Origin of the sequence: Streptomyces sp. NPDC057474 (genome assembly GCF_042802555.1) — a bacterium.
Classification (GTDB): domain Bacteria; phylum Actinomycetota; class Actinomycetes; order Streptomycetales; family Streptomycetaceae; genus Streptomyces.
Window position 1 is genome coordinate 1 of record NZ_JBHVDX010000184.1, and the last position, 21,401, is coordinate 21,401.

Annotated in this window: 20 protein-coding genes; 6 read left to right on the forward strand and 14 right to left on the reverse strand. The window is 71.7% G+C overall.

Annotation, left to right across the window (positions count from 1 at the left end; all coding sequences use genetic code 11):
- Nucleotides 1-54: 54 nt before the first annotated feature.
- Nucleotides 55-2,580: an ATP-dependent Clp protease ATP-binding subunit gene (locus tag ACFU53_RS35705; protein WP_384002136.1), complete on the reverse strand. Its 2,526-nt coding sequence runs from the start codon at nucleotides 2,578-2,580 to the stop codon at nucleotides 55-57.
- Between the two features lie 430 nt (nucleotides 2,581-3,010).
- On the opposite strand from ACFU53_RS35705, the gene ACFU53_RS35710 reads away from it, so the two are divergent.
- Complete coding sequence (locus ACFU53_RS35710; protein ID WP_384002139.1) at nucleotides 3,011-3,667, forward strand: SCO3374 family protein; 657 nt, start codon at nucleotides 3,011-3,013, stop codon at nucleotides 3,665-3,667.
- On the opposite strand, the gene ACFU53_RS35715 is transcribed toward ACFU53_RS35710, so the two are convergent.
- From ACFU53_RS35715 to ACFU53_RS35760, 10 genes are all read right to left on the reverse strand, one after another.
- Entirely contained in the window at nucleotides 3,646-3,981 is a 336-nt protein-coding gene (locus ACFU53_RS35715) for an Lsr2 family protein (protein WP_030872805.1), read from the reverse strand. The two genes, ACFU53_RS35710 and ACFU53_RS35715, sit on opposite strands and share 22 nt — an antisense overlap.
- Before the next feature lie 300 nt (nucleotides 3,982-4,281).
- Complete coding sequence (locus ACFU53_RS35720) at nucleotides 4,282-4,815, reverse strand: amino-acid N-acetyltransferase (RefSeq protein ID WP_384002143.1); 534 nt, start codon at nucleotides 4,813-4,815, stop codon at nucleotides 4,282-4,284.
- A 9-nt stretch (nucleotides 4,816-4,824) separates the two neighbouring features.
- Nucleotides 4,825-5,286 carry a BlaI/MecI/CopY family transcriptional regulator gene (locus ACFU53_RS35725; protein WP_384002180.1) on the reverse strand — a complete coding sequence of 154 codons (462 nt, stop codon included), beginning with the start codon at nucleotides 5,284-5,286 and terminating at the stop codon, nucleotides 4,825-4,827.
- A 123-nt stretch (nucleotides 5,287-5,409) separates the two neighbouring features.
- Nucleotides 5,410-5,601 carry a hypothetical protein gene (locus ACFU53_RS35730; protein WP_384002146.1) on the reverse strand — a complete coding sequence of 64 codons (192 nt, stop codon included), beginning with the start codon at nucleotides 5,599-5,601 and terminating at the stop codon, nucleotides 5,410-5,412.
- A 19-nt stretch (nucleotides 5,602-5,620) separates the two neighbouring features.
- Nucleotides 5,621-6,304: a hypothetical protein gene (locus tag ACFU53_RS35735; RefSeq protein ID WP_384002183.1), complete on the reverse strand. Its 684-nt coding sequence runs from the start codon at nucleotides 6,302-6,304 to the stop codon at nucleotides 5,621-5,623.
- Between the two features lie 121 nt (nucleotides 6,305-6,425).
- Nucleotides 6,426-7,223: a type III pantothenate kinase gene (locus ACFU53_RS35740; RefSeq protein ID WP_384002148.1), complete on the reverse strand. Its 798-nt coding sequence runs from the start codon at nucleotides 7,221-7,223 to the stop codon at nucleotides 6,426-6,428.
- 14 nt (nucleotides 7,224-7,237) lie between these two features.
- On the reverse strand, nucleotides 7,238-8,224 hold the full coding sequence (gene nadC / locus ACFU53_RS35745; RefSeq protein ID WP_384002151.1) for a carboxylating nicotinate-nucleotide diphosphorylase: 987 nt from the start codon (nucleotides 8,222-8,224) through the stop codon (nucleotides 7,238-7,240).
- A gap of 5 nt (nucleotides 8,225-8,229) precedes the next feature.
- On the reverse strand, nucleotides 8,230-9,945 hold the full coding sequence (locus ACFU53_RS35750) for an L-aspartate oxidase (RefSeq protein ID WP_384002154.1): 1,716 nt from the start codon (nucleotides 9,943-9,945) through the stop codon (nucleotides 8,230-8,232).
- Nucleotides 9,942-10,934 (reverse strand): pantoate--beta-alanine ligase, encoded by a 993-nt coding sequence (gene panC / locus ACFU53_RS35755; RefSeq protein WP_384002157.1) that lies wholly within the window; start codon nucleotides 10,932-10,934, stop codon nucleotides 9,942-9,944. The genes ACFU53_RS35750 and panC overlap by 4 nt, the downstream gene beginning before the upstream one ends.
- The gene (locus ACFU53_RS35760; RefSeq protein ID WP_384002160.1) at nucleotides 10,931-11,887 is read right to left on the reverse strand and encodes a Rossmann-like and DUF2520 domain-containing protein; all 957 of its coding nucleotides are present in this window, start codon (nucleotides 11,885-11,887) and stop codon (nucleotides 10,931-10,933) included. The genes panC and ACFU53_RS35760 overlap by 4 nt, the downstream gene beginning before the upstream one ends.
- 233 nt (nucleotides 11,888-12,120) lie before the next feature.
- Here ACFU53_RS35760 and ACFU53_RS35765 point away from each other — a divergent pair, with 233 nt between their 5' ends.
- Entirely contained in the window at nucleotides 12,121-13,338 is a 1,218-nt protein-coding gene (locus ACFU53_RS35765) for a threonine aldolase family protein (protein WP_384002163.1), read from the forward strand.
- Nucleotides 13,339-13,463: 125 nt separating this feature from the next.
- Nucleotides 13,464-14,585 carry a DUF5937 family protein gene (locus ACFU53_RS35770; RefSeq protein WP_384002166.1) on the forward strand — a complete coding sequence of 374 codons (1,122 nt, stop codon included), beginning with the start codon at nucleotides 13,464-13,466 and terminating at the stop codon, nucleotides 14,583-14,585.
- A 107-nt stretch (nucleotides 14,586-14,692) separates the two neighbouring features.
- Here the strand turns inward: ACFU53_RS35770 and ACFU53_RS35775 are convergent, their stop codons facing one another.
- Both ACFU53_RS35775 and ACFU53_RS35780 read right to left on the reverse strand, forming a co-directional pair.
- Nucleotides 14,693-15,364 carry a response regulator gene (locus tag ACFU53_RS35775; RefSeq protein WP_384002169.1) on the reverse strand — a complete coding sequence of 224 codons (672 nt, stop codon included), beginning with the start codon at nucleotides 15,362-15,364 and terminating at the stop codon, nucleotides 14,693-14,695.
- A 48-nt stretch (nucleotides 15,365-15,412) separates the two neighbouring features.
- Nucleotides 15,413-16,615 (reverse strand): sensor histidine kinase, encoded by a 1,203-nt coding sequence (locus ACFU53_RS35780; RefSeq protein WP_384002172.1) that lies wholly within the window; start codon nucleotides 16,613-16,615, stop codon nucleotides 15,413-15,415.
- Between the two features lie 210 nt (nucleotides 16,616-16,825).
- Here ACFU53_RS35780 and ACFU53_RS35785 point away from each other — a divergent pair, with 210 nt between their 5' ends.
- On the forward strand, nucleotides 16,826-17,824 hold the full coding sequence (locus ACFU53_RS35785) for an SAM-dependent methyltransferase (protein ID WP_384002186.1): 999 nt from the start codon (nucleotides 16,826-16,828) through the stop codon (nucleotides 17,822-17,824).
- 59 nt (nucleotides 17,825-17,883) lie between these two features.
- Here the strand turns inward: ACFU53_RS35785 and ACFU53_RS35790 are convergent, their stop codons facing one another.
- Nucleotides 17,884-19,044: an NADH-quinone oxidoreductase subunit D gene (locus tag ACFU53_RS35790; protein WP_384002175.1), complete on the reverse strand. Its 1,161-nt coding sequence runs from the start codon at nucleotides 19,042-19,044 to the stop codon at nucleotides 17,884-17,886.
- 31 nt (nucleotides 19,045-19,075) lie between these two features.
- On the opposite strand from ACFU53_RS35790, the gene ACFU53_RS35795 reads away from it, so the two are divergent.
- The gene (locus ACFU53_RS35795) at nucleotides 19,076-19,582 is read left to right on the forward strand and encodes a PH domain-containing protein (protein WP_384002178.1); all 507 of its coding nucleotides are present in this window, start codon (nucleotides 19,076-19,078) and stop codon (nucleotides 19,580-19,582) included.
- Between the two features lie 98 nt (nucleotides 19,583-19,680).
- The gene (locus ACFU53_RS35800; RefSeq protein WP_384002189.1) at nucleotides 19,681-21,057 is read left to right on the forward strand and encodes a PH domain-containing protein; all 1,377 of its coding nucleotides are present in this window, start codon (nucleotides 19,681-19,683) and stop codon (nucleotides 21,055-21,057) included.
- Nucleotides 21,058-21,401: the final 344 nt, after the last annotated feature.

Consider the following 21,401-nt stretch of genomic DNA (forward strand, 5'->3'; position numbering starts at 1 on the left):
GCCCCGGGACCGAAGTCCCGGGGCAGCCCCTTTCGCTCAAGCCGAGCGCAGCGGCTACGCGTCCTTGCTCAGGTTCGGCCCGGCACCGCCGGCCGCCTGCTCGATCGGCGGGACGTCCGGCAGCGCCGCCTTCTCCTCACCCCGGAAGGTGAAGGTCGCCGTCTCGCCCTCGCCCTCGGTGCCCACGACCACGATGTGACCGGGGCGCAGCTCACCGAAGAGGATCTTCTCGGAGAGGGTGTCCTCGATCTCGCGCTGGATGGTACGACGCAGCGGACGCGCGCCCAGCACGGGGTCGTAACCCTTCTTGGACAGCAGCTCCTTGGCGGACTGGGAGAGCTCGATGCCCATGTCCCGGTCCTTCAGGCGCTCGTCGACCTTGCCGACCATCAGGTCGACGATCTTGAGGATGTCCTCCTGCGTCAGCTGCGGGAAGACGACCACGTCGTCGACGCGGTTGAGGAACTCGGGCCGGAAGTGCTGCTTGAGCTCGTCCGAGACCTTGTTCTTCATGCGCTCGTAGTTGGTCTTCTTGTCGCCCGAGGCCGCGAAGCCCAGGTTGAAGCCCTTGGAGATGTCCCGGGTGCCGAGGTTGGTCGTCATGATGATGACCGTGTTCTTGAAGTCCACGACCCGGCCCTGGGAGTCGGTCAGGCGACCGTCCTCCAGGATCTGCAGCAGCGAGTTGAAGATGTCCGGGTGGGCCTTCTCGACCTCGTCGAAGAGGACGACGGAGAACGGCTTGCGGCGGACCTTCTCGGTCAGCTGGCCGCCCTCTTCGTAGCCCACGTATCCGGGCGGGGAACCGAAGAGACGCGACACCGTGTGCTTCTCGCTGAACTCCGACATGTCGAGGGAGATCAGCGCGTCCTCGTCACCGAAGAGGAACTCGGCGAGCGCCTTGGACAGCTCGGTCTTACCGACACCGGACGGGCCGGCGAAGATGAACGAACCACCGGGACGCTTCGGGTCCTTGAGGCCCGCGCGCGTACGACGGATCGCCTTCGACAGCGCCTTGACGGCGTCGACCTGGCCGATGACCCGCTTGTGGAGCTCGTCCTCCATACGCAGCAGACGCGAGGACTCCTCCTCGGTCAGCTTGAAGACCGGGATGCCTGTGGCGGTCGCGAGGACCTCGGCGATCAGCTCGCCGTCGACCTCGGCGACGACGTCCATGTCGCCGGCCTTCCACTCCTTCTCCCGCTTGGCCTTGCCGGCCAGGAGCTGCTTCTCCTTGTCGCGGAGGGAGGCGGCCTTCTCGAAGTCCTGCGAGTCGATCGCGGACTCCTTGTCCCGGCGGACACCGGCGATCTTCTCGTCGAACTCGCGGAGGTCCGGCGGCGCGGTCATCCGGCGGATGCGCATCCGGGAGCCGGCCTCGTCGATCAGGTCGATCGCCTTGTCCGGCAGGAAGCGGTCCGAGATGTACCGGTCGGCCAGCGTGGCCGCCTGGACCAGGGCCTCGTCCGTGATGGAGACGCGGTGGTGCGCCTCGTACCGGTCACGGAGGCCCTTGAGGATCTCGATGGTGTGCGGGAGCGAGGGCTCGGCGACCTGGATGGGCTGGAAGCGGCGCTCGAGCGCGGCGTCCTTCTCCAGGTGCTTGCGGTACTCGTCCAGCGTGGTGGCGCCGATGGTCTGCAGCTCACCGCGGGCCAGCATCGGCTTCAGGATGGAAGCCGCGTCGATGGCGCCCTCGGCGGCACCCGCACCGACCAGCGTGTGGAGCTCGTCGATGAACAGGATGATGTCGCCGCGAGTGCGGATCTCCTTGAGGACCTTCTTCAGGCGCTCCTCGAAGTCACCGCGGTAGCGGGAGCCGGCGACCAGCGCGCCGAGGTCGAGGGTGTAGAGGTGCTTGTCCTTGAGGGTCTCGGGCACCTCGCCCTTGACGATGGCCTGGGCGAGACCTTCGACGACGGCGGTCTTGCCGACGCCGGGCTCACCGATCAGGACCGGGTTGTTCTTCGTACGGCGGGACAGCACCTGCATGACCCGCTCGATCTCCTTCTCGCGCCCGATGACCGGGTCGAGCTTGGACTCACGAGCGGCCTGGGTGAGGTTCCGGCCGAACTGGTCGAGGACCAGGGACGTCGAGGGGGTGCCCTCGGCGGGGCCGCCGGCGGTGGCGGTCTCCTTGCCCTGGTAACCGGAGAGCAGCTGGATGACCTGCTGCCGCACCCGGTTGAGATCTGCGCCCAGCTTGACCAGGACCTGGGCGGCGACGCCCTCGCCCTCACGGATCAGGCCGAGCAGGATGTGCTCCGTGCCGATGTAGTTGTGGCCCAGCTGAAGGGCCTCGCGGAGCGACAGCTCCAGGACCTTCTTGGCACGGGGGGTGAAGGGGATGTGGCCGGACGGAGCCTGCTGCCCCTGCCCGATGATCTCCTCCACCTGCTGGCGGACCGCCTCGAGCGAAATCCCGAGGCTCTCCAGGGCCTTAGCGGCGACACCCTCACCCTCGTGGATCAGGCCCAGGAGGATGTGCTCGGTGCCGATGTAGTTGTGGTTGAGCATCCGGGCTTCTTCCTGAGCCAGGACGACAACCCGCCGCGCGCGGTCGGTGAACCTCTCGAACATCGTTAATCGCTCCTCAGAGCGGTCAGGCAGTGAGGGGACGCTCCCCTCGCTGTCCTTCCGCAGCTTAGTCCCGCAAGCGGGGACCGCTCATTCCAACTGCCGACACCGTCCTTGGCCTCCTGACCCCGAACGCCGACATCTGCTCCAACCCGATGGTGCGAGACGATGTTCCCGCAGGCCAGGTAGTTACCCTCACCATCAGTACGCCCATGGCGAACGTGAGACGGCCTTTCCTGCGTGTCGCCCCCTCCCACTAGGGATGTCTTACCCGTAGGCACTGACACTCCATGCCGGATGCACCGGTTCCCTCCGCTAAGGGCGAACATCCTTGCGTCGCCACCCACCACGGCACGCCCCCTTTCCCGGCACTCTCCGTATCCGCTCCGAAGCCCAGCGTAACTCTGGGCCCCTTCGCACGGTTGCTCCTGACATGACCATCGTCCCCCTTCCCCGCCGACCGCTCGACCCGAGCGACTCCTCGGGCGCTGTCCCGCGCGATGTTCCGGGCGACATCGCGTGCGACGCGGTGCGGCAGTGGTACGAGAACGATCTCGGCTGGGCGACCGTGCCCGGGACGCCCGTACATCTCATTACGGGCCTGCGCTTCGATGTTCTCGACGTGCCGGCGGAAGCGGGGGTCGCGGCGCTCAGGCATATGGGCCCGGTCCCCGGTCCGGGCTCGCCGGTGGCACTGCGCGACGGGCGGATGCTGCTGCTGGTCGCGGCGGGCAGCGCGGAGGAACTGCCAGGTGTGCTGGAGTGGCTGGACTGGGGCGGCCTCGACCTGGACCTCACTGCCGTCGGAACGGGCGGTCACATGGTGGCGCCGACGCCTCCGGGAGGGGCCGGAAGGCTCGGGGGCGTGCCCCGGGAGGCCGGTTCGCAGGGGGCCGCCGATTGGTTGCGGCCCCCCGAGCCGGGGTGCGAGGTCGAACCCTCGCTGCCGAGCATGTCGGCGTTGGGGGGCGGTGGGGGCGCCCCCGACCTCGTGCGAGTGGTGGACACGGTGGCGACGCACTGCCACCGCGTCCGGCTGCGGCGCGCGAGCACCGGGCCGTCGGAATCTCAGCCGTTGGCCTTCTCGTAGGCCTCGCGGATGGAGGCGGGGACGCGGCCGCGGTCGTTGACCTCGTAGCCGTTCTCCTTCGCCCAGGCGCGGATGGCCGCGGTGTCCTGGCTGCCGCCGGAAGCGGCACGGGCCTTGCCGCGCCCGCCCGAAGCACGGCCTCCGGTACGCCGACCACCCTTGACGTAGGGGTCGAGAAGGCCGCGAAGCTTGTCCGCGTTGGCGGTCGTGAGGTCGATCTCGTACGTCTTGCCGTCCAGCGCGAACGTCACGGTCTCGTCCGCCTCGCCGCCGTCGAGGTCGTCGACAAGAAGGACCTGAACCTTCTGTGCCACCGGATTTCCTTTCATCGATAACTTCAGGGCCGAGGGCCTGCGGCGAGCGCCGCTGTTTCGCGTCCCCTGTTATATGCAGTACTGCAGTACGTCGGAAAGCAAACCGCTTTTCCAGGAAAAACACAAACCCCTGGGAGAGACCGGGGAGAGGCTGCGGAGAGGGCGAGGAGTCCCGGGAAGACCGGAAACATGTGCGTTTCGGACATAGGGCACCCGGGCAAGGCGACCCTCACCGGAATAGGAGTCGAGGTTCCTCGATGAACCCTGAACCCCGAGGTTCCTTGGCGGATCCGCCGGCGATCACAGATGCAGAAGCATCCGGCTGTTGCCCAAGGTGTTCGGTTTCACTCGTTCGAGACCGAGGAACTCCGCGACGCCCTCGTCATAGGAACGCAGCAGCTCCGCGTAGACATCGGTGTCGACCGGAGTCTCACCGATCTCCACGAAGCCGTGCTTCGCGAAGAACTCGACTTCGAAGGTCAGACAGAAAACCCGGCGAACACCCAGCCAGCGAGCGGTGTGCAGCAACTTCTCCAGCAACTGGTGACCGACGCCGAGACCCTTGGCGTCCGGGTTCACCGCGAGAGTGCGGACTTCCGCGAGGTCTTCCCACATGACGTGCAGCGCACCGCAGCCCACGACCTCGGCGTTGTCGTCCCGTTCCGCGACCCAGAACTCCTGGATGTCCTCGTAAAGCGTGACCGTCGCTTTGTCGAGCAGGATGCGGCGCTGGACGAACGAGTCGAGGAGGCGGCGCACGTGCGGGACATCGCTGGTCCGAGCCCGCCTGACGGTGATGGCTTTTGCGGTGACTCCGGGACTCGTTGCTGGCATGAGCGGACGCTATCGCCCGGGGAGATCCGGGGATTCGCCGGGGGTCCCCTGCGTTTCGCCGGACGATTCGGCGGATTCGTCGACGGTTTCCACAGGGGTTTCGACGACCGGGGCGGCGGGCGCGGCCGGTTCGGGTTTGACGGCGTCAGGGCCTTGCGCGATGCGTACGGCGTCGGTGAGCGCCTGTCGCTGTTCCTCGCTCATCATCCCGAAGAAGGCGACGAGAGCGGCCGCGGGGTTGTCGCTCTGCGACCAGGCTTCGTTCATCAGTGCGGCCGCGTAGGCGGCGCGAGTGGAGACCGCCTCATATCGATAGGCCCGGCCCTCCGCCTCCCGCCGCACCCAGCCCTTCTGATGGAGATTGTCCAGAACGGTCATCACGGTGGTGTACGCGATGGACCGTTCCCGCTGAAGGTCTTCCAGGACTTCCCGAACCGTCACCGGGCGGTTCCACTTCCACACCCGCGTCATGACCGCGTCTTCGAGTTCTCCCAATGGGCGAGGCACAGTTCCGCACAATATCCGGAGAAGTTGAACAAAAAGGGCGTACGACTCGAAAAACACACGAGTCGTACGCCGATGGGGCGCGTCGCGTCAGGCGCCGGCGCCCTTGGGGTTGGATTCGCCGGCCTGGCGGGCGTTCTCCGCACGGGCGAGCGCCACGTCGACGACCGCGTCCTCCTTGGCCTTGTTGGGGCCGCCCTGGGTCTTCACGATCACCCTGATGACGCCGATGAACAACACGGCCATCACGAAGGGGGGCAGCAGCGCGGAGACGTAGTCCATGGGTCCAGGGTAGCCAGGGCTAGACGGCGGCCAGTTGTTGGGGCGGGGTCGCGGGCGGGGCGGCCGGTTTCTGCTTGGGCGGGAAGACCTCGCCGGGGGTGGGGACGGGGCGGCGGGCCGGGCTCGGGGCGTCGGGACGGGGGACCGGGCCCGGCTTCTCGGCCGGCTGGGCGGGACGGGACGGCCGGGCGGGCTTCGGCTCGGCCGGCCCTCCGGCGGCGCCGCGCACGTGCGTCCCCTGTTCCGACAGGCCGCCGGGGAGAGCGGTGAGCCGGAGCCGGGAGCGGGCGCCGGAGCGGGAGGCCGGGACGACCACCACCGACGTGGCCGCGCGCCCCGCGAAGCGGGCGCGCACGTCCTGTTCGACGAGAGGCCGGCAGCGTTCCAAAAGGGCCGCGGCGGCGGGGTTGCCGCGCAGGGCGCGCAGGGCGGCGAGGTCGTCCGGGTGGGGGCGGTACCCGGCGTCCAGGGCCTCCGCGAGGAGCGCCGCGTAGCCCGTGACCGCGCCGGGGAGCGCGGCGCGGTAGCGGGCGAGGTCGGCCAGCAGGAAGGCCCTCAGACGGGCGTCCTCGCGGGTCGCCTCGTCGACGGACTCGGCGAGCCGGAGGCAGTCCTGCACCTCCTCCGCCGAGGCGGGACTGGGGTTGAGGGCGAGGGCGAGGGCACGACGGAGCACACGCAGCTCCTCAGCGCCGAACGCCATGCCGCCGCGGGTTCCGTGGGGCGTGGGCATGCGGCGACGATACGCGCTAATCAGACAAAAGAGATGCGCTGGGGCGCGTGGCGCCGGGGTTCCACCCGCGTGGGGGATTTCATTCGCCTCCTCAGAGCCGCGACACGTTCCGCTCGTACACCAGCCTCAGCCCGATCAGCGTCAGCCACGGCTCGTGCTCGTCGATCACGGACGACTCGCCGAGCACCATCGGTGCCAGGCCGCCCGTCGCGATGACCGTCACGTCCTCGGGGTTGTCGGCCAGTTCGCGGACCATGCGGCTCACGACCCCGTCGACCTGGCCGGCGAAGCCGTAGACGATGCCGGACTGCATGGCCTCGACCGTGTTCTTGCCGATCACGCTGCGGGGCCGGGCGACCTCGATCTTGCGGAGCTGGGCGCCCTTGACGCCGAGGGCCTCGACGGAGATCTCGATGCCGGGGGCGATGACGCCGCCGACGTACTCGCCGCGCGCGCTGACCGCGTCGAACGTCGTCGCCGTACCGAAGTCCACGACGACGGCCGGGCCGCCGTACAGCTCGACGGCGGCGACGGCGTTGATGATGCGGTCGGCGCCGACCTCCTTGGGGTTGTCCGTCAGGATCGGGACGCCCGTCTTCACACCCGGCTCGACGAGGACCGCCGGGACGTCGCCGTAGTAGCGGCGGGTCACCTCACGGAGTTCGTGCAGGACGGACGGGACGGTGGCGCAGATCGCGATGCCGTCGATGCCGTCGCCCAGCTCCTCGCCGAGGAGCGGGTGCATGCCCATGAGGCCCTGGAGGAGGACCGCCAGTTCGTCGGCGGTGCGGCGCGCGTCCGTGGAGATGCGCCAGTGTTCGACGATGTCCTCGCCGTCGAACAGACCGAGGACGGTGTGGGTGTTGCCCACGTCGATCGTCAGCAGCATGGCCCGTCCCCGCCCTACTCGGCCGCGCGCAGGTCGAGGCCGATGTCCAGGATCGGGGACGAGTGGGTCAGGGCCCCGACGGCCAGGTAGTCGACGCCCGTGTCCGCGTACGCCTTCGCGTTGGTGAGGGTCAGGCGGCCCGAGGCCTCCAGCAGGGCGCGGCCGTCGACGATCGCCACGGCTTCCTCGCACTCGATCGGCGTGAAGTTGTCCAGGAGGATCAGGTCGGCGCCCGCGTCGATGACCTCGCGGAGCTGGTGGAGGGTGTCGACCTCGACCTCGATGGGCACCTCGGGGAACATCTCGCGCACGGCCTCGAAGGCCTGGGCGACACCGCCCGCGGCGACCACGTGGTTGTCCTTGACCAGCGCGGCGTCGGACAACGACATGCGGTGGTTGATCCCGCCGCCGCAGCGGACCGCGAACTTCTCCAGGGAGCGGAGCCCCGGCGTCGTCTTCCTGGTGTCGCGCACCCTCGCCTTCGTGCCCTCCAGGGTGTCCGCCCACGCGCGCGTGGCGGTCGCGATGCCGGAGAGGCGGCACAGCAGGTTCAGGGCGCTGCGCTCGGCGGTGAGGAGGTCGCGGGTGGCGCCGGTGACGCTGAGGAGCTTCTGGCCGGCCTCGACGCGGTCGCCGTCGTCGACGTGCCGCTCGACCTCGAACTCGTCGGTGCAGGCCACCGAGAGGACCGCCTCGGCGATCCTGAGGCCCGCCACGACGCCGCCCTCGCGGGCGGTGAAGTCGGCGGTGGCGCGGGCGTCCTCGGGGATGGTCGCGACCGTGGTCACGTCCACGCCGTGGTCGAGGTCCTCCTGGATGGCGACGTTGGCGATGTCCTCGACCTCGACGGGGTCGAGTCCGGCGTCGGCCAGGAGCTGGGCGAGTGCGGGGTCGAGCCCGCACTCCAGGAATTCCTCGTCGGGGATGCCTTCGTCGGCGCCGCAGGCGCAGCCGTCGCCGCAGCCGCCGTTCTGGGCGAGGGGAAGGTCGGGAGTGCTCACGTCTGTCACTGCTCCTGCTGGTGCTGCCGGGTCGGGGGGAAGTCTGCGGTATCCGTGGTGTGTACGGCGAGCGTCCGGTCCGGATTCAGCCGTACGACGATGTGGCGGCGCCAGGCGGCGTCGTCGCGCTCGGCGCGGTCCTCGCGCCAGTGGCAGCCGCGGGTCTCCTCGCGCAGCCGGGCGGCGGCGACCAGGACGCGGGCCACGCACAGGAGGTTGGTGGTCTCCCAGGTGTCGACGCCGGGCTCGGCCGTCTTGCCGTTCTCGGCGAGGGCGTCGCGGGCCTCGGCGTGCAGCCGGTCCAGAGCCGCGGCGGCGGTCGCCAGGGAGGACGCGGAGCGCAGGACGCCGGCCCCCTCGGTCATGGTCCGCTGGATCGCGAACCGTATCTCCGGGGTCAGCAGCGGGTGCGCGGGCTTGTCCGCGTACGGGACGGGCTGGGGCACGCGCGCGTGGAGGCCCGTCCCGTCGTGGGCCGCGGCGATGTCGGCGGCGATGCGCTCGGCGTAGACCAGGCCCTCCAGGAGGGAGTTCGAGGCGAGCCGGTTGGCGCCGTGGACGCCGGTGCAGGCGACCTCGCCGCAGGCGTAGAGGCCGGGGACGGTGGTCCGGCCGTGGGAGTCGGTACGGACGCCGCCGGAGGCGTAGTGGGCGGCCGGGGCGACCGGGATGGGCTCGGTGACGGGGTCGAGGCCGTGGGCGCGGCAGGCGGCGAGGATCGTCGGGAAGCGGTGCTCCCACATGTCGGCGCCGAAGTGCCGGGCGTCCAGGTACATGTGCTCGGCGCCCTGTTCCTGCATACGGCGCATGATGCCCTTGGCGACGATGTCGCGCGGCGCCAGTTCGGCCAGTTCGTGCTGTCCGAGCATGAAGCGCGTGCCCTCGGCGTCGACCAGGTGGGCGCCCTCGCCGCGTACCGCCTCGGAGACGAGCGGCTGCTGGCCCTCCGCGTCCGCGCCCAGGAACAGCACGGTCGGGTGGAACTGGACGAATTCGAGGTCGGAGACCTCCGCGCCCGCGCGCAGGGCGAGGGCCACGCCGTCGCCGGTGGAGACGGACGGGTTGGTGGTGGCGGAGAAGACCTGGCCCATGCCGCCGGTGGCGAGGACCACGGCGGGGGCGTGGACGGCTCCCACGCCGTCGTGCTGGCCCTCGCCCATGACGTGCAGGGTGACACCGGCGGTGCGGCCGTCGGCGTCCAGCAGGAGGTCCAGGACGAGCGCGTTCTCGACCGTACGCAGACCACGCGCGCGTACGGCCTCGACGAGCGCCCGGGAGATCTCGGCTCCGGTCGCGTCGCCGCCCGCGTGGGCGATGCGGCGGCGGTGGTGGCCGCCCTCGCGGGTCAGCTCCAGGCCGCCCTCCTCCGACTCGTCGAAGTGGGCGCCGGTCTCGATCAGGCGGCGTACGGCGTCGGGGCCCTCGGTGACGAGCAGCCGTACGGCCCCCTCGTCGCACAGGCCCGCGCCGGCCACCAGGGTGTCGTCCTGGTGCTGTTCGGGGGTGTCGCCCTCGCCGAGGGCCGCGGCGATGCCGCCCTGGGCCCAGCGGGTGGAGCCGTCGTCGAGGCGGGCCTTGGTGACGACGACCGTACGGAGGCCGGCGGCCTCGCAGCGCAGCGCGGCGGTGAGGCCGGCGACGCCCGAGCCGACGACCACGACGTCGGCGGCGACGGACCATCCCGGTGCGGGCGCGTGCAGTCGTATGCCTGTGCTGGTCACGAGGCGGCTCCGAAGGTCAGGGGGATGTTGTCGATCAGCCGGGTCGTCCCCACCCGGGCCGCGACGGCGAGGACGGCTTCGCCGGTGAAGTCGTCGGGGAGGTCGGTGAAGTCGGACGGGTCGACCAGGGCCAGGTAGTCCAGGGCGATCGGCGGCTTCATGCGCAGGGCCTCGTCGAGGACCAGGCGGGCGGCGGCGCGGACGGCGGCCGGGCCGCCGGGGGCGGACTTCGCCATGGCGTGTGCGTCTGCGGCCGCGCGGGACTCGCCGATCGCGCTCAGCGCCTCGGCACGCGCGCGCGTGGCGGGCACCTCGCGGGCCCGCGCGCGCAGCGCCTCCTGGGCGGCGTGCCGGTCGCGGCCCGCGAACAGCGCCTGGGAGAGCGCCAGGGCCGTACGGCGCTCCTCGGTGGACAGGTACCGGTTGCGGCTGGACAGGGCCAGGCCGTCGGCCTCGCGGACGGTCGGTACGCCCACGATCTCCATGCTGAAGTTCAGGTCGCGGACCATGCGGCGGATCAGCGCGAGCTGCTGGGCGTCCTTCTGGCCGTAGAGCGCCACGTCGGGGCGGGTGAGGTGGAGCAGTTTGGCGACGACGGTGAGCATGCCGTCGAAGTGCCCGGGGCGGGAGGCCCCCTCCAGGCGCTCGCCCATGGGCCCCGCGGTGACGCGGACCTGGGGCTCGCCGCCCGGATAGACCTCGTCCACGGACGGCGCGAACACCACGTCCGCGCCCGACACTTCGGCAAGCTTGACGTCGGCGTCCAGGGTGCGCGGGTAGCGGTCGAGGTCCTCGCCTGCGCCGAACTGGAGAGGGTTCACGAAGACGGTGACGACGACCTCGCCCGTGCCGCCCGCGATCTCGCGCGCGGCGCGGATCAGGGTGGCGTGACCCTCGTGCAGGGCGCCCATGGTCATCACGACGGCCCGGCGCCCCGCACGCGCGCGTGCGTGCAGTTCGTCGGCGGTGCGCAGCACGGTGGTGGTCATCGGGCCTTCCCCTCGGTCCCGTCGGTTCCGCCTGCTCCGGTGGTTCCGTCCGTCCCGCCCGCGAGTACCCCGAGGAGGTCCTCGGCCAGCTCCGGCTTGAGCAGGCCGTGGGCGAGGGCCCGGTCGGCGGTCGCGCGGGCCATCGCCAGATATCCGGCGACGGTCGCCGGGGCGTGCGCGCGCAGCTCGGCGACGTGCGCGGCGACCGTGCCCGCGTCCCCGCGCGCGACGGGGCCGGTGAGGGCCGCGTCGCCGGACCTGAGGGCGTTGTCCAGGGCGGCGCCGAGCAGCGGGCCGAGCATGCGGTCGGGGGCGGAGACACCGGCCGTGCGCAGCAGCTCCATGGACTGGGCGACCAGGGTCACCAGGTGGTTGGCGCCCAGGGCGAGGGCCGCGTGGTAGAGCGGGCGGTTCTCCTCGGCGATCCACTCGGGCTCGCCGCCCATCTCGATCACCAGCGCCTCGGCGGCCAGCCGCAGCGCGTCCGGCGCCGTGACCCCGAAGGAGCACCCGGCGAGCCGCTGCACGTCCACCGGAGTCCCCGTGAACGTCATGGCGGGGTGCAGCGCCAGCGGCAACGCCCCGGCCCTGAGCGCGGGGTCCAGCACCTTCGCGCCGTACCGCCCGGAGGTGTGCACGAGGAGCTGCCCAGGCCTTACGGAACCGGTCTCCGCGAGGCCCTCGACCAGCCCCGGCAGGGCGTCGTCCGGGACGGTCAGCAAAACCAGGTCCGCGTGGCGCAGCACGTCGGCCGGGGGCATCAGCGGCACATCGGGCAGCAGCTCGGCGGCGCGTCGCCTGGAGGCGTCGGAGACTCCGGAGACGGCCACCGGGCGGTGCCCGGCCAGTTGCAGTGCCGCCGCCAGCGCGGGACCGACCCGGCCGGCGCCCACGACACCGACGGCGAGCCGCGCGGGGCGGTCCTTCGGCTCTGGTTGCTGGAATGTACTCACTCGGTGGTGGCCTTCCCGTTCCAGTCCGCTCTGGGTACCGGACGATTTCTCGTCATGTTAACGCGATTGGTTCGAGGGGCGTTCGGTTGTCCACAGGCTGTGGGTGGTCGCGGGGTCTTTCCACAGGCCGCGTTCGCGGGCCGGGTACACAGGTCGGGTACGCGGGTCGGGTACGCGGGTCACCGGCACGAAAACCGGGTGCCCTGTGGGACGGGCCGGGGGATGATCCCGGGATGAGCGAAACGGCGGAGACCGCGGAGGCGGCGGAGACCGCGGAGACCGCCGCGGAAGAGGAAGCCACCGACGAGTCCCCGGTGGCGCTGCGGTACCAGCGGCGGCGGGCCGCCCATCGTGCGGCCGGGCGGGTGTTGTCGCGGACGAGCGCGCTGGCGACGCTCCGGGAACGGATGGCGCTGCTGGACGCGGCCGAGGATGTGTACGACCTGGACGAGACGGCGGACATGTACGGCAACGGGGTCGTCGAGGCCCTGGAGGAGCGGACCGCCACGCTGCTCGGCATGGAGGCCGCCGCGTTCTTCCCGACCGGCACGATGGCCCAGCAGGTGGCCCTGCGCTGCTGGGCGTCCCGCACCGGGAACCCGACTGTCGCCCTGCACGCGCTCGCCCACCCCGAGATGTACGAGCGGCATGCGTTCAGCCAGGTCAGCGGGTTGCGCCCGGTCCGGCTGACGAGCGAGCCACGGATGCCGACCGCCGACGAGGTACGCGGCTTCGACGAGCCCTTCGGGGCGCTGATGCTCGAACTGCCTCTCAGGGAGGCCGGTTTCCTGCTCCCCTCCTGGGAGGAGCTGACGGAAGTCACCGAGGCGGCACGCGAGCGGGACGCGGTCGTCCACTTCGACGGGGCCCGCCTGTGGGAGTCCACCACCCACTTCGGCCGCCCCGTGGACGAGATCGCGGGCCTCGCCGACAGCGTCTACGTGTCGTACTACAAGTCCCTCGGCGCCTACGGCGGTGCCGCGATCGCCGGTCCCAGGACCCTGATCGACGAGGCCAAGGCCTGGCGGCACCGGTACGGCGGCCAGCTCTTCCAGCAGTTCCCCACCGCCCTGTCGGCCCTCGTCGGCCTGGCGCGCGAGCTGCCCCGGCTCCCGGAGTACGTGCGCCACGCGCGTGTGGTCGCCGCCGCGCTGCGTGAGGGGTTCGCGGCGGCGGGGGTGCCGTGGGCCCGCGTGCACCCCGAGGAGCCCCACACCAACGAGTTCCAGGTCTGGCTGCCGTACGAGGTCGACGTCGTCTCGGAGGCCGCGGTCCGGCAGGGCGAGCAGTCGAGCACGCTGCTCTTCGCCCGCCCTTGGGACCAGGGCGGGCCGGGGCTTGCCGTCACGGAGATAGAGGTGCGGGCCGCCGCGCTGGAGTGGACGGCGGCGGACGTGCGGAGGGCCGCGGCGGACTTCGTGGCGCTGGTGGAGAAGGTCGCCGGCGAATAGGCGCGGGGTGGGTGGCCGGGGTCTCTCGGCGTCCGGCTGGAAGGCCGGGCTTCGTCGTCCCGGCGGGAAGCCGGGATCTCGTCGTGGTCGGGGGCGTTGTCAGTGGTCGGGTGCACCATGTGGTCATGAGCGTGCGCATCGACATCACCGGACTGCGGCGGGAGAGGGTGGCCGTGGTGCCCTCGCCGTTGGCCGAGCTCGGCATGGCGCTGCACGTGCTGTCCGAGCCCGGCCACCATCCGGGGCTGCAGGGCTGGGCGACGGGGGTGACCGCCCGGCTCGACACGCATCTCGCCGACCGGATGTCCGAGGCGGACTTCCTGTGGCGTACGTCGTTCTCGGACCTCTTCATGCCGTTCGCCGGGATCCCGGGCCGGGACACGCTCCCGGGCGCGACGCTCGCCGACGACCTGGATCTGCTGGACAAGCTGACGGACGACCAGTTCGTCGACGCCGGGGTGGAGTTCGTCTGCACTCCCGGGTACGCGTACGACTCGCAGCGGCCCGGTGCGCTGTCCGACCCCGAGATGCGGCGGCGCGCGCTGGACCTGGCCGCCGCGCGCGGGCCGCAGCAACTGCGGTTCGCCCGGCGGCTGCTGGCGGACCCACCCGGTGTCCGGGCCTGGCTGCGGCAGTTCCTGGAGGACTGCGACGAGGCCTTCTTCGCCGAGACCTGGTCCCGGCTCTGTCATCCGCTCGCGGCGGACGCCCGCCACAAGACCGAGCTGCTGCGGCACAAGGGCCTGGCCGAGGCGCTGGCCGCCGTGTCGCCCTCGATGACCCTGGACGGCGTCGGGAGTGCCGCGGGGCGGATCGTCGTGGACAAGCTGGTCGAGGGCCGCACCCACACCGGCGACGGCGGCCTGCTGCTCGTGCCGACCAGCCTGGGCCGGCCCCATCTCACCGTCCTGCACCGGTTCGGCTGGCAGCCGGTGATCCAGTACCCCGTGAGCGCGGCGGAGCCCGCCGCCCCGCTCTCCGTGGAGCAGCTCGCCCTGCGCATGACCGCGCTGTCCCACCCCGTCCGCATGCGCCTGTGCCGGAACCTGGCCCGCAGCGCGAACACCACAGGTGAGCTGGCGCAGATGCTCGGCATGACTCCGCCGGAGATATCCCGCCACTTGGCCGTCCTCAAGAAGGCGGGCCTTCTGACGACGCGACGACGGGGGCGGTACGTGCTGCACCAGTTGGACGTGACGGTGGTGGCCCGCCTCGGGAGCGACTTCCTGGAGGGGCTGCTCAGGTAGGGAAGTCCGTGTCCGGCCGCCCTCGACACCGGGGTCAGGCTTTCCTGTGGCTCGGCTTCCTGTGGTCGGCTTCAGCGGCTCGGCCGCGGTGGCGGTCCACCCGGGCCTCAGCCCTGGCCTCCCGCCCGTACCAAGCCCGTCTCGTACGCCAGGACGACCACCTGGACGCGGTCGCGGAGGCCCAGCTTGGTGAGGATGCGGCCGACGTGGGTCTTGACCGTGGCCTCGGAGAGGACGAGGCGGGCGGCGATCTCGCCGTTGGAGAGGCCCTGGGCGACGAGGATCATGACCTCGCGTTCGCGTTCGGTGAGCCGTTCCAGCCCCTTGTGCTGGGGTTCACCCCCGGTGCTCGGAAGCATCGGGGCGAACCGGTCGAGCAGGCGCCGCGTCGTGGAGGGCGCGACGACGGCGTCTCCGCTGTGCACGGCACGGATCGCGGCGAGCAGCTCACCGGGCGGCACGTCCTTGAGCATGAAGCCGGAGGCGCCCGCCTTCAGCCCGGAGAAGGCGTACTCGTCGAGGTCGAAGGTCGTCAGGATGAGCACCTTCGGCGGGTGCGGCTCCGCGCAGATGCGGCGGGTGGCCTCGACGCCGTCCAGCTTCGGCATCCGGACGTCCATGAGGACCACGTCCACATCGGCCGCCCGTACGACCTGCAGGGCCTCGACGCCGTCACCCGCCTCCGCCACGACCTCCATGTCCGGCTGGGCCGCCAGCACCATCCGGAACCCGGTGCGCAGCAGCACCTGGTCGTCGACGAGCATTACGCGGATCGCCATCGGGGTCCTCTTCCGTGTCTACAGGTGTCAGCCAGTGGCATGACCGTGTCAGTGTGCAGGCTTCAGGGGCAGCAGGGCGCTGATCCGGAAGCCGCCGCCGGGGCGGGGACCCGCGTCCAGCGTGCCGCCGACCATACCGACGCGCTCGCGCATACCGATGAGGCCGTGCCCCTGGCCGTCGGCGCCGCCCTCCTCGTACAGCTCGTGGGGCGCGCCCTTTCCGTCGTCCTCGACGAGCAGACCGAGGCCGTCGTCGAAGTAGACCAGCCGGACGCTCGCGCCGGTGTTCGGGCCGCCGTGTTTGCGGGTGTTGGTGAGGGCCTCCTGGACGATGCGGTACGCCGTCAGCTCCACACCGCTGGGCAGCGGGCGCGGGGTGCCCTCGATCTTGAAGTCGACGGGCAGACCGGCCACCCGGCACTGCTCGACGAGGTCGTCGATCTGCTCGACATCGGGCTGGGGGACGTACTCGCCGACCTCCTTGTGCTCACCGGTGCGCAGCACGCCGAGCAGGCGGCGCATCTCGGCGAGGGCCTGGCGGCCGGTGGAGGAGATGGTCTCCAGGGCCTTCTTCGCCTGGTCGGGGGCGGCGTCGAGGACGTACGCGGCGCCGTCGGCCTGGACGACCATCACGGAGACGTTGTGCGCGACGACGTCATGCAGTTCACGGGCGATCCGGGCGCGCTCGGCGGCGACCGCGACCTTGGCCTGTGCCTCGCGCTCCCTCTCCAGCCGGGCGGCGCGCTCCTCCAGCTGCGCGAAGTACGCGCGGCGGGTGCGCAGGGAGTCGCCGAGCACCCAGGCCAGGGCGAACGGCACGGTCAGGACCACGGCGAGGACCGCGTTCCCCAGCATGCCCGTGCCCTCGGTGGTCCAGCGCAGCTGCGCCAGCGACGCCGCGCAGAGGCCGCCGCCCAGGGCGAACCAGGAGGCCCAGCGGGCGCCGTTCGCCGCGACCGTGTAGATGACCACGAGCATCGCGAAGTCGGCCGGGATTCTCGGCACGTCGAGGATCAGCTGCGCGAAGCCGGCCGCGGCGGCCAGCATCAGCATCTTCTCGGGCATGCTGCGCCGCAGGGCGATCGACAGGCAGAGGGCGAGCGAGATCGCCACGAACGCGGTCTCGTTCATGTCGTTCGCGTAGTCGGGGTCGATCGCTCCGACGGCCACGGACATACCGAGCAGGACGACGGCCCAGAAGCTGTCGACCCATGTCGGGTGCCGACGGAGGAAGTCATAGAGGCGCTGCACGTAACCCAGCGTAGGGAAGCGGGCGGTGTGCCGGGGTCAACCGGAGGGCCGATCCGTGACCGGGCCACGTACTCCCCAAGGTGGAGGTCGGGTTGCCCGTTCCGCTTAGCGTTGGGGGAGGCGGACGCGTCGCCTACGAACTCGGGAGGGTGTGTGGCTTGCGACTGCGGGTCATGTGGGGCTTGTCGCGCGCACGCGGCGGAGACGCACCTGTCACTGCCCCGTGCCCCTGAGAGGCCACGGCCTTGGCGGGCGGCAGTCGAGGAGGCGCTGTACGGGCCTGAGGGGTTCTATCTGCGGCCGGAAGGACCCGCCGGGCACTTTCGGACCTCCGTGCACGCCTCCCCGCTCTTCGCCGCCGCCGTGGCTCGGTTGTTGTGTCGGGTGGACGAGGCGTTGGGGCGGCCCGGCGAGCTGGGGTTCGTGGACATGGGAGCCGGGCGGGGGGAGCTGGTGAGCGGGGTGCTGGACGCTCTCCCCACCGATGTGTCGTCCCGTACGCGCGCGTACGCCGTCGAGCTGGCCGAGCGGCCACGCGATCTGGATCACCGCATCGAGTGGCTCACCGAACCGCCGAAGGGGGTCACCGGACTGCTGTTCGCCAACGAGTGGCTGGACAACGTGCCCGTGGAGGTCGTCGAAGTGGACGCGGCGGGTGTGGCGCGGCTGGTTCTCGTACGGGGGGACGGGAGCGAGCTGCTCGGGGAGCCCGTCGGCGGGGAGGAGGCGGAGTGGCTGGGCCGGTGGTGGTGGCCGTCGGCCCCGGAGGAGGGGCTGCGGGCCGAGGTCGGGCTGCCGAGGGACCGGGCTTGGGCCGCCGCCGTGGCGAGTGTCGAGCGGGGGCTCGCCGTCGCCGTGGACTACGCGCACCTCGCCGGCGCCCGGCCGCCCTTCGGGACGCTCACCGGGTTCCGGGAGGGCCGGGAGACCACGCCGGTCCCGGACGGGTCGTGCGACATCACCGCGCACGTGGCGCTGGACGCGTGCGCGCTGCCGGGAGCACGGCTGCTCACCCAGCGGGAGGCCCTGCGCGCCCTGGGGGTCGCCGCCGGTCGCCCACCGCTGTCCTTGGCGACCACCGACCCGGCGGCTTACGTACGGGCCCTCGCGGGCGCGGGCGAGGCCGCGGAACTGACCGCGTTCGGTGGACTGGGCGACTTCGGGTGGCTGATGCAGTCGGTTGGAATTCCGGACCCGCTCGGCGACTGACCACGATCGGCACCGCGAGACGGTTGGAAATCCGAACCCGCTCCCCCGTGGCCCGGCCCCTACTTGTCGATGTCCCCCACCACGAAGAACAGCGAGCCCAGGATCGCCACCATGTCCGCCACCAGGGTCCCCGGCAGCAGTTCGGTGAGGGCCTGGATGTTGTTGAACGAGGCGGAGCGGAGCTTCAGGCGGTAGGGGGTCTTCTCGCCCTTGCTGACGAGGTAGTAGCCGTTGATGCCGAGGGGGTTCTCGGTCCAGGCGTAGGTGTGACCCTCGGGGGCCTTGAGGACCTTGGGGAGGCGCTGGTTGATCGGGCCGGGCGGGAGGTCGGCGAGGCGGTCGAGGCAGGCGTCTGCGAGGGCGAGGGCGTTGTGGGTCTGCTCCAGGAGGCACTCGAAACGGGCGAGACAGTCGCCCTCGTCGCGCGTGACGACCTTCAGGACGTCCTGGAGTTCGCCGTACGCCAGATACGGCTCGTCGCGCCGCAGGTCGAAGTCGACGCCGGAGGCGCGGGCGATGGGGCCGCTGACGCCGTACGCGTGCACGGCCTCCGGGGAGAGGACGCCCACGTCACGCGTACGGCCCCGGAAGATCTCGTTGCCGAGGACCAGGTCGTCGAAGACGTCCAGGCGGGAGCGGACGTCCGCGACCGCGCCGCGCGCGCGTGAGGTCCAGCCCGCCGGGAGGTCCTCCTTGAGGCCTCCGACGCGGTTGAACATGTAGTGCATGCGCCCGCCGGAGATCTCCTCCATGACGTTCTGGAGCTCCTCGCGCTCCCGGAAGGCGTAGAAGACCGGGGTGATGCCGCCGAGCTCCAGCGGGTAGGAGCCGAGGAACATCAGGTGGTTCAGGACCCGGTTCAGCTCGGCGAGGAGCGTACGCATCCAGACCGCACGCTCGGGGACCTCCATGCCGAGCATGCGTTCGATACCGAGGACGACGCCGAGTTCGTTGGAGAAGGCGGAGAGCCAGTCGTGGCGGTTGGCGAGCATGATGATCTGGCGGTAGTCGCGCGCCTCGAAGAGCTTCTCCGCACCCCGGTGCATATAGCCGATGACGGGCTCGGCATGCTGGATCCGCTCGCCGTCGAGGACGAGCCGCAGCCGCAGCACACCGTGTGTGGACGGATGCTGCGGGCCGATGTTGAGCACCATGTCCGTGCTCTCGGCGGCACCGCCGATACCGACCGTCGTCTCTCGGGTCTCCGTCGGGGGAGTCATGGACACAGTCTGTCGTACGTACGCTGGCGGAATGGAGACGGGGACCTTGGAGGACGGCGCCGAGCGCGCGGACGGCGAGCCGGTCTGGACGGGACTGCCGCCCGGGCTGTTGCGGATGAGGCGTCTGTTGCTGGTGGTGTGGCTGGGGACGATAACCATCGGCATAGCCGTGCTGTTGGGCTGGCTGGCAGGCCCGCCGTGGGCGGCGTTCGCGCTGCTGCCCCTGGGCCTGCTGCTGTGGGGCTGGCCGATGCTGGGCCGCAACTGGCGGTCATGGCGGTACGCCGAACGGGCGGACGACCTGCTGATCAGCCGGGGTGTGTTCTGGCGCGAGGAGACCGTCGTGCCGTACGGGCGCATGCAGCTGGTCGAGGTGACCTCCGGGCCCGTCGAGCGGCACTTCAACCTGGCGAGCGTGCAGCTCCACACGGCCGCGGCCGCCACGGACGCCTGCATCCCGGGCCTCGACCCGGCCGAGGCCGAACGCCTGCGCGACCACCTCACCCAACTGGGCGAGGCCCGATCGGCAGGGCTGTGACGGTGTCGGCACAGGACGCGGACGACGCGGTACGGGCGGCCCGGCCGAAGGGTGGGGCCGAGGGGGAGCCGGGGCCCGCGGCCGTGGACGGGCGCGCCATGGGCATGGGCCCGCCGAACGACGCGCACGCCGGGCCGGGCGAGGCGGCGGAGCCCGGGACCGAGGGCAGGCCCGGTGAGAAGCCGGTCGTCGAGCATCGGCTGCATCCGGTGACGCCCTTGCGGCGGGCCTGGGCGCCGGTGGCTGTGTTGATCGGGTGGGCCGTGCACGATCCGGACGGGACGCAGCGGCAGCTGATGCGGCTCGACACGACGACCCTGCTGATCGGGCTCGCGGTGTTCGTGCCGGCCGCCGCCCTGTACGGCTTCCTGACCTGGTGGTTCACCCACTTCGCGGTGACCGACAGCGAACTGCGCATCCGTACCGGCCTGTTGTTCCGCCGCACCGCCCACATCCGCCTCGAACGCATTCAGGCCATCGACGTCACCCGCCCGCTGCTGGCCCGGATCGCAGGCGTCGCCAAACTCAAACTCGACGTCGTCGGCACCGACAAGAAGGACGAGCTGGCCTACCTCGGCGAGGCCCACGCCGGCGCCCTGCGGGCCGAACTCCTCGCCCGCGCCGCCGGTTTCGCACCTGAGACCGCGCACGAGGTCGGCGAGGCGCCCGTACGGCAGCTGCTGAAGGTCCCGGCGGGCGTGCTGGCCATGTCCCTCGTCCTGACCGGCGCCACCTGGGGGACCCTGGTGGCCGCCGTCGTCGTACCGTCCGTGCTGTGGTTCGCCACGGAGAGCGTGTGGACCGTCCTCGCGACCGCGCTGCCTCTGCTCGGCGCGGCCGGAGCGAGCAGCGTGGGGCGGTTCGTCGCGGAGTACGACTGGACGGTCGGCGACTCCCCCGACGGGCTCCGCATCGACCACGGACTCCTCGACCGGGCCCACGAGACGGTCCCGCCCGGCCGGGTGCAGACCGTGCGCGTCGTCGAACCGCTGCTGTGGCGGCGGCGCGGGTGGGTCCGGGTCGAGCTGGACGTGGCCGGCTCCTCGAACTCCGTCCTCGTGCCGGTCGCGCCGCGTGAGGTGGCCGAGTCGGTGATCGCGCGCGTGCTGCCGGGGGTGAGCGTGCCGGTCGCGGCGGCGCTCGTACGGCCGCCCGGGCGGGCGCGGTGGTGCGTGCCGTTGTGGTGGCGGGGGTACGGGCTCGCCGTCAGCGACACGGTGTTCGCGGCGCGGCACGGGCTGCTGCGGCGCCGGCTCGATCTCGTGCCGCACGCGAAGGTGCAGAGCGTACGGCTGTCGCAGGGGCCCTGGGAGCGGTACAAGGGGCTCGCCGACGTCCACGTCGACACCGGCGCCAACAAGACCGTGACCGCGCGGCTGCGCGACGCCGCCGAGGCGGCGGAGCTGTTGCGGGCGCAGGCGGAGCGGTCACGGACGGGGCGGCGGGAGGCTCGGCCGGATCGGTGGATGGTGTAGCGCCGGGGCGTTGGGCGGCCGACGCCCGGCGATGGGTGCGTGGCGCCCGGCGGTCGGTGCGTGGGGCGGTCGGTGCGTGGGGCGCCCCGTGGTCGGTGCGTGGGGCGGTCGGTGCGTGGGGCGCCCCGTGGTCGGTGCGTGGGGCGCCCCGTGGCTGGGCAGGGCGCCCGGCGGCTTCGGCCGGGCGGGAGGCGGTTTCGCTCACCGGCGCTTGCCGGGTGCCGCTGCGCCCACCCGTGCGCCCCAGCGGCACGACTGCCCGCGGCTGCGTATGGGTGGGCGGTGGGCCGGGGCGCCCGGCGGGCAGGGCGCCCCGGCGGCTAGTGCGCTGCGCCTGAAATCCG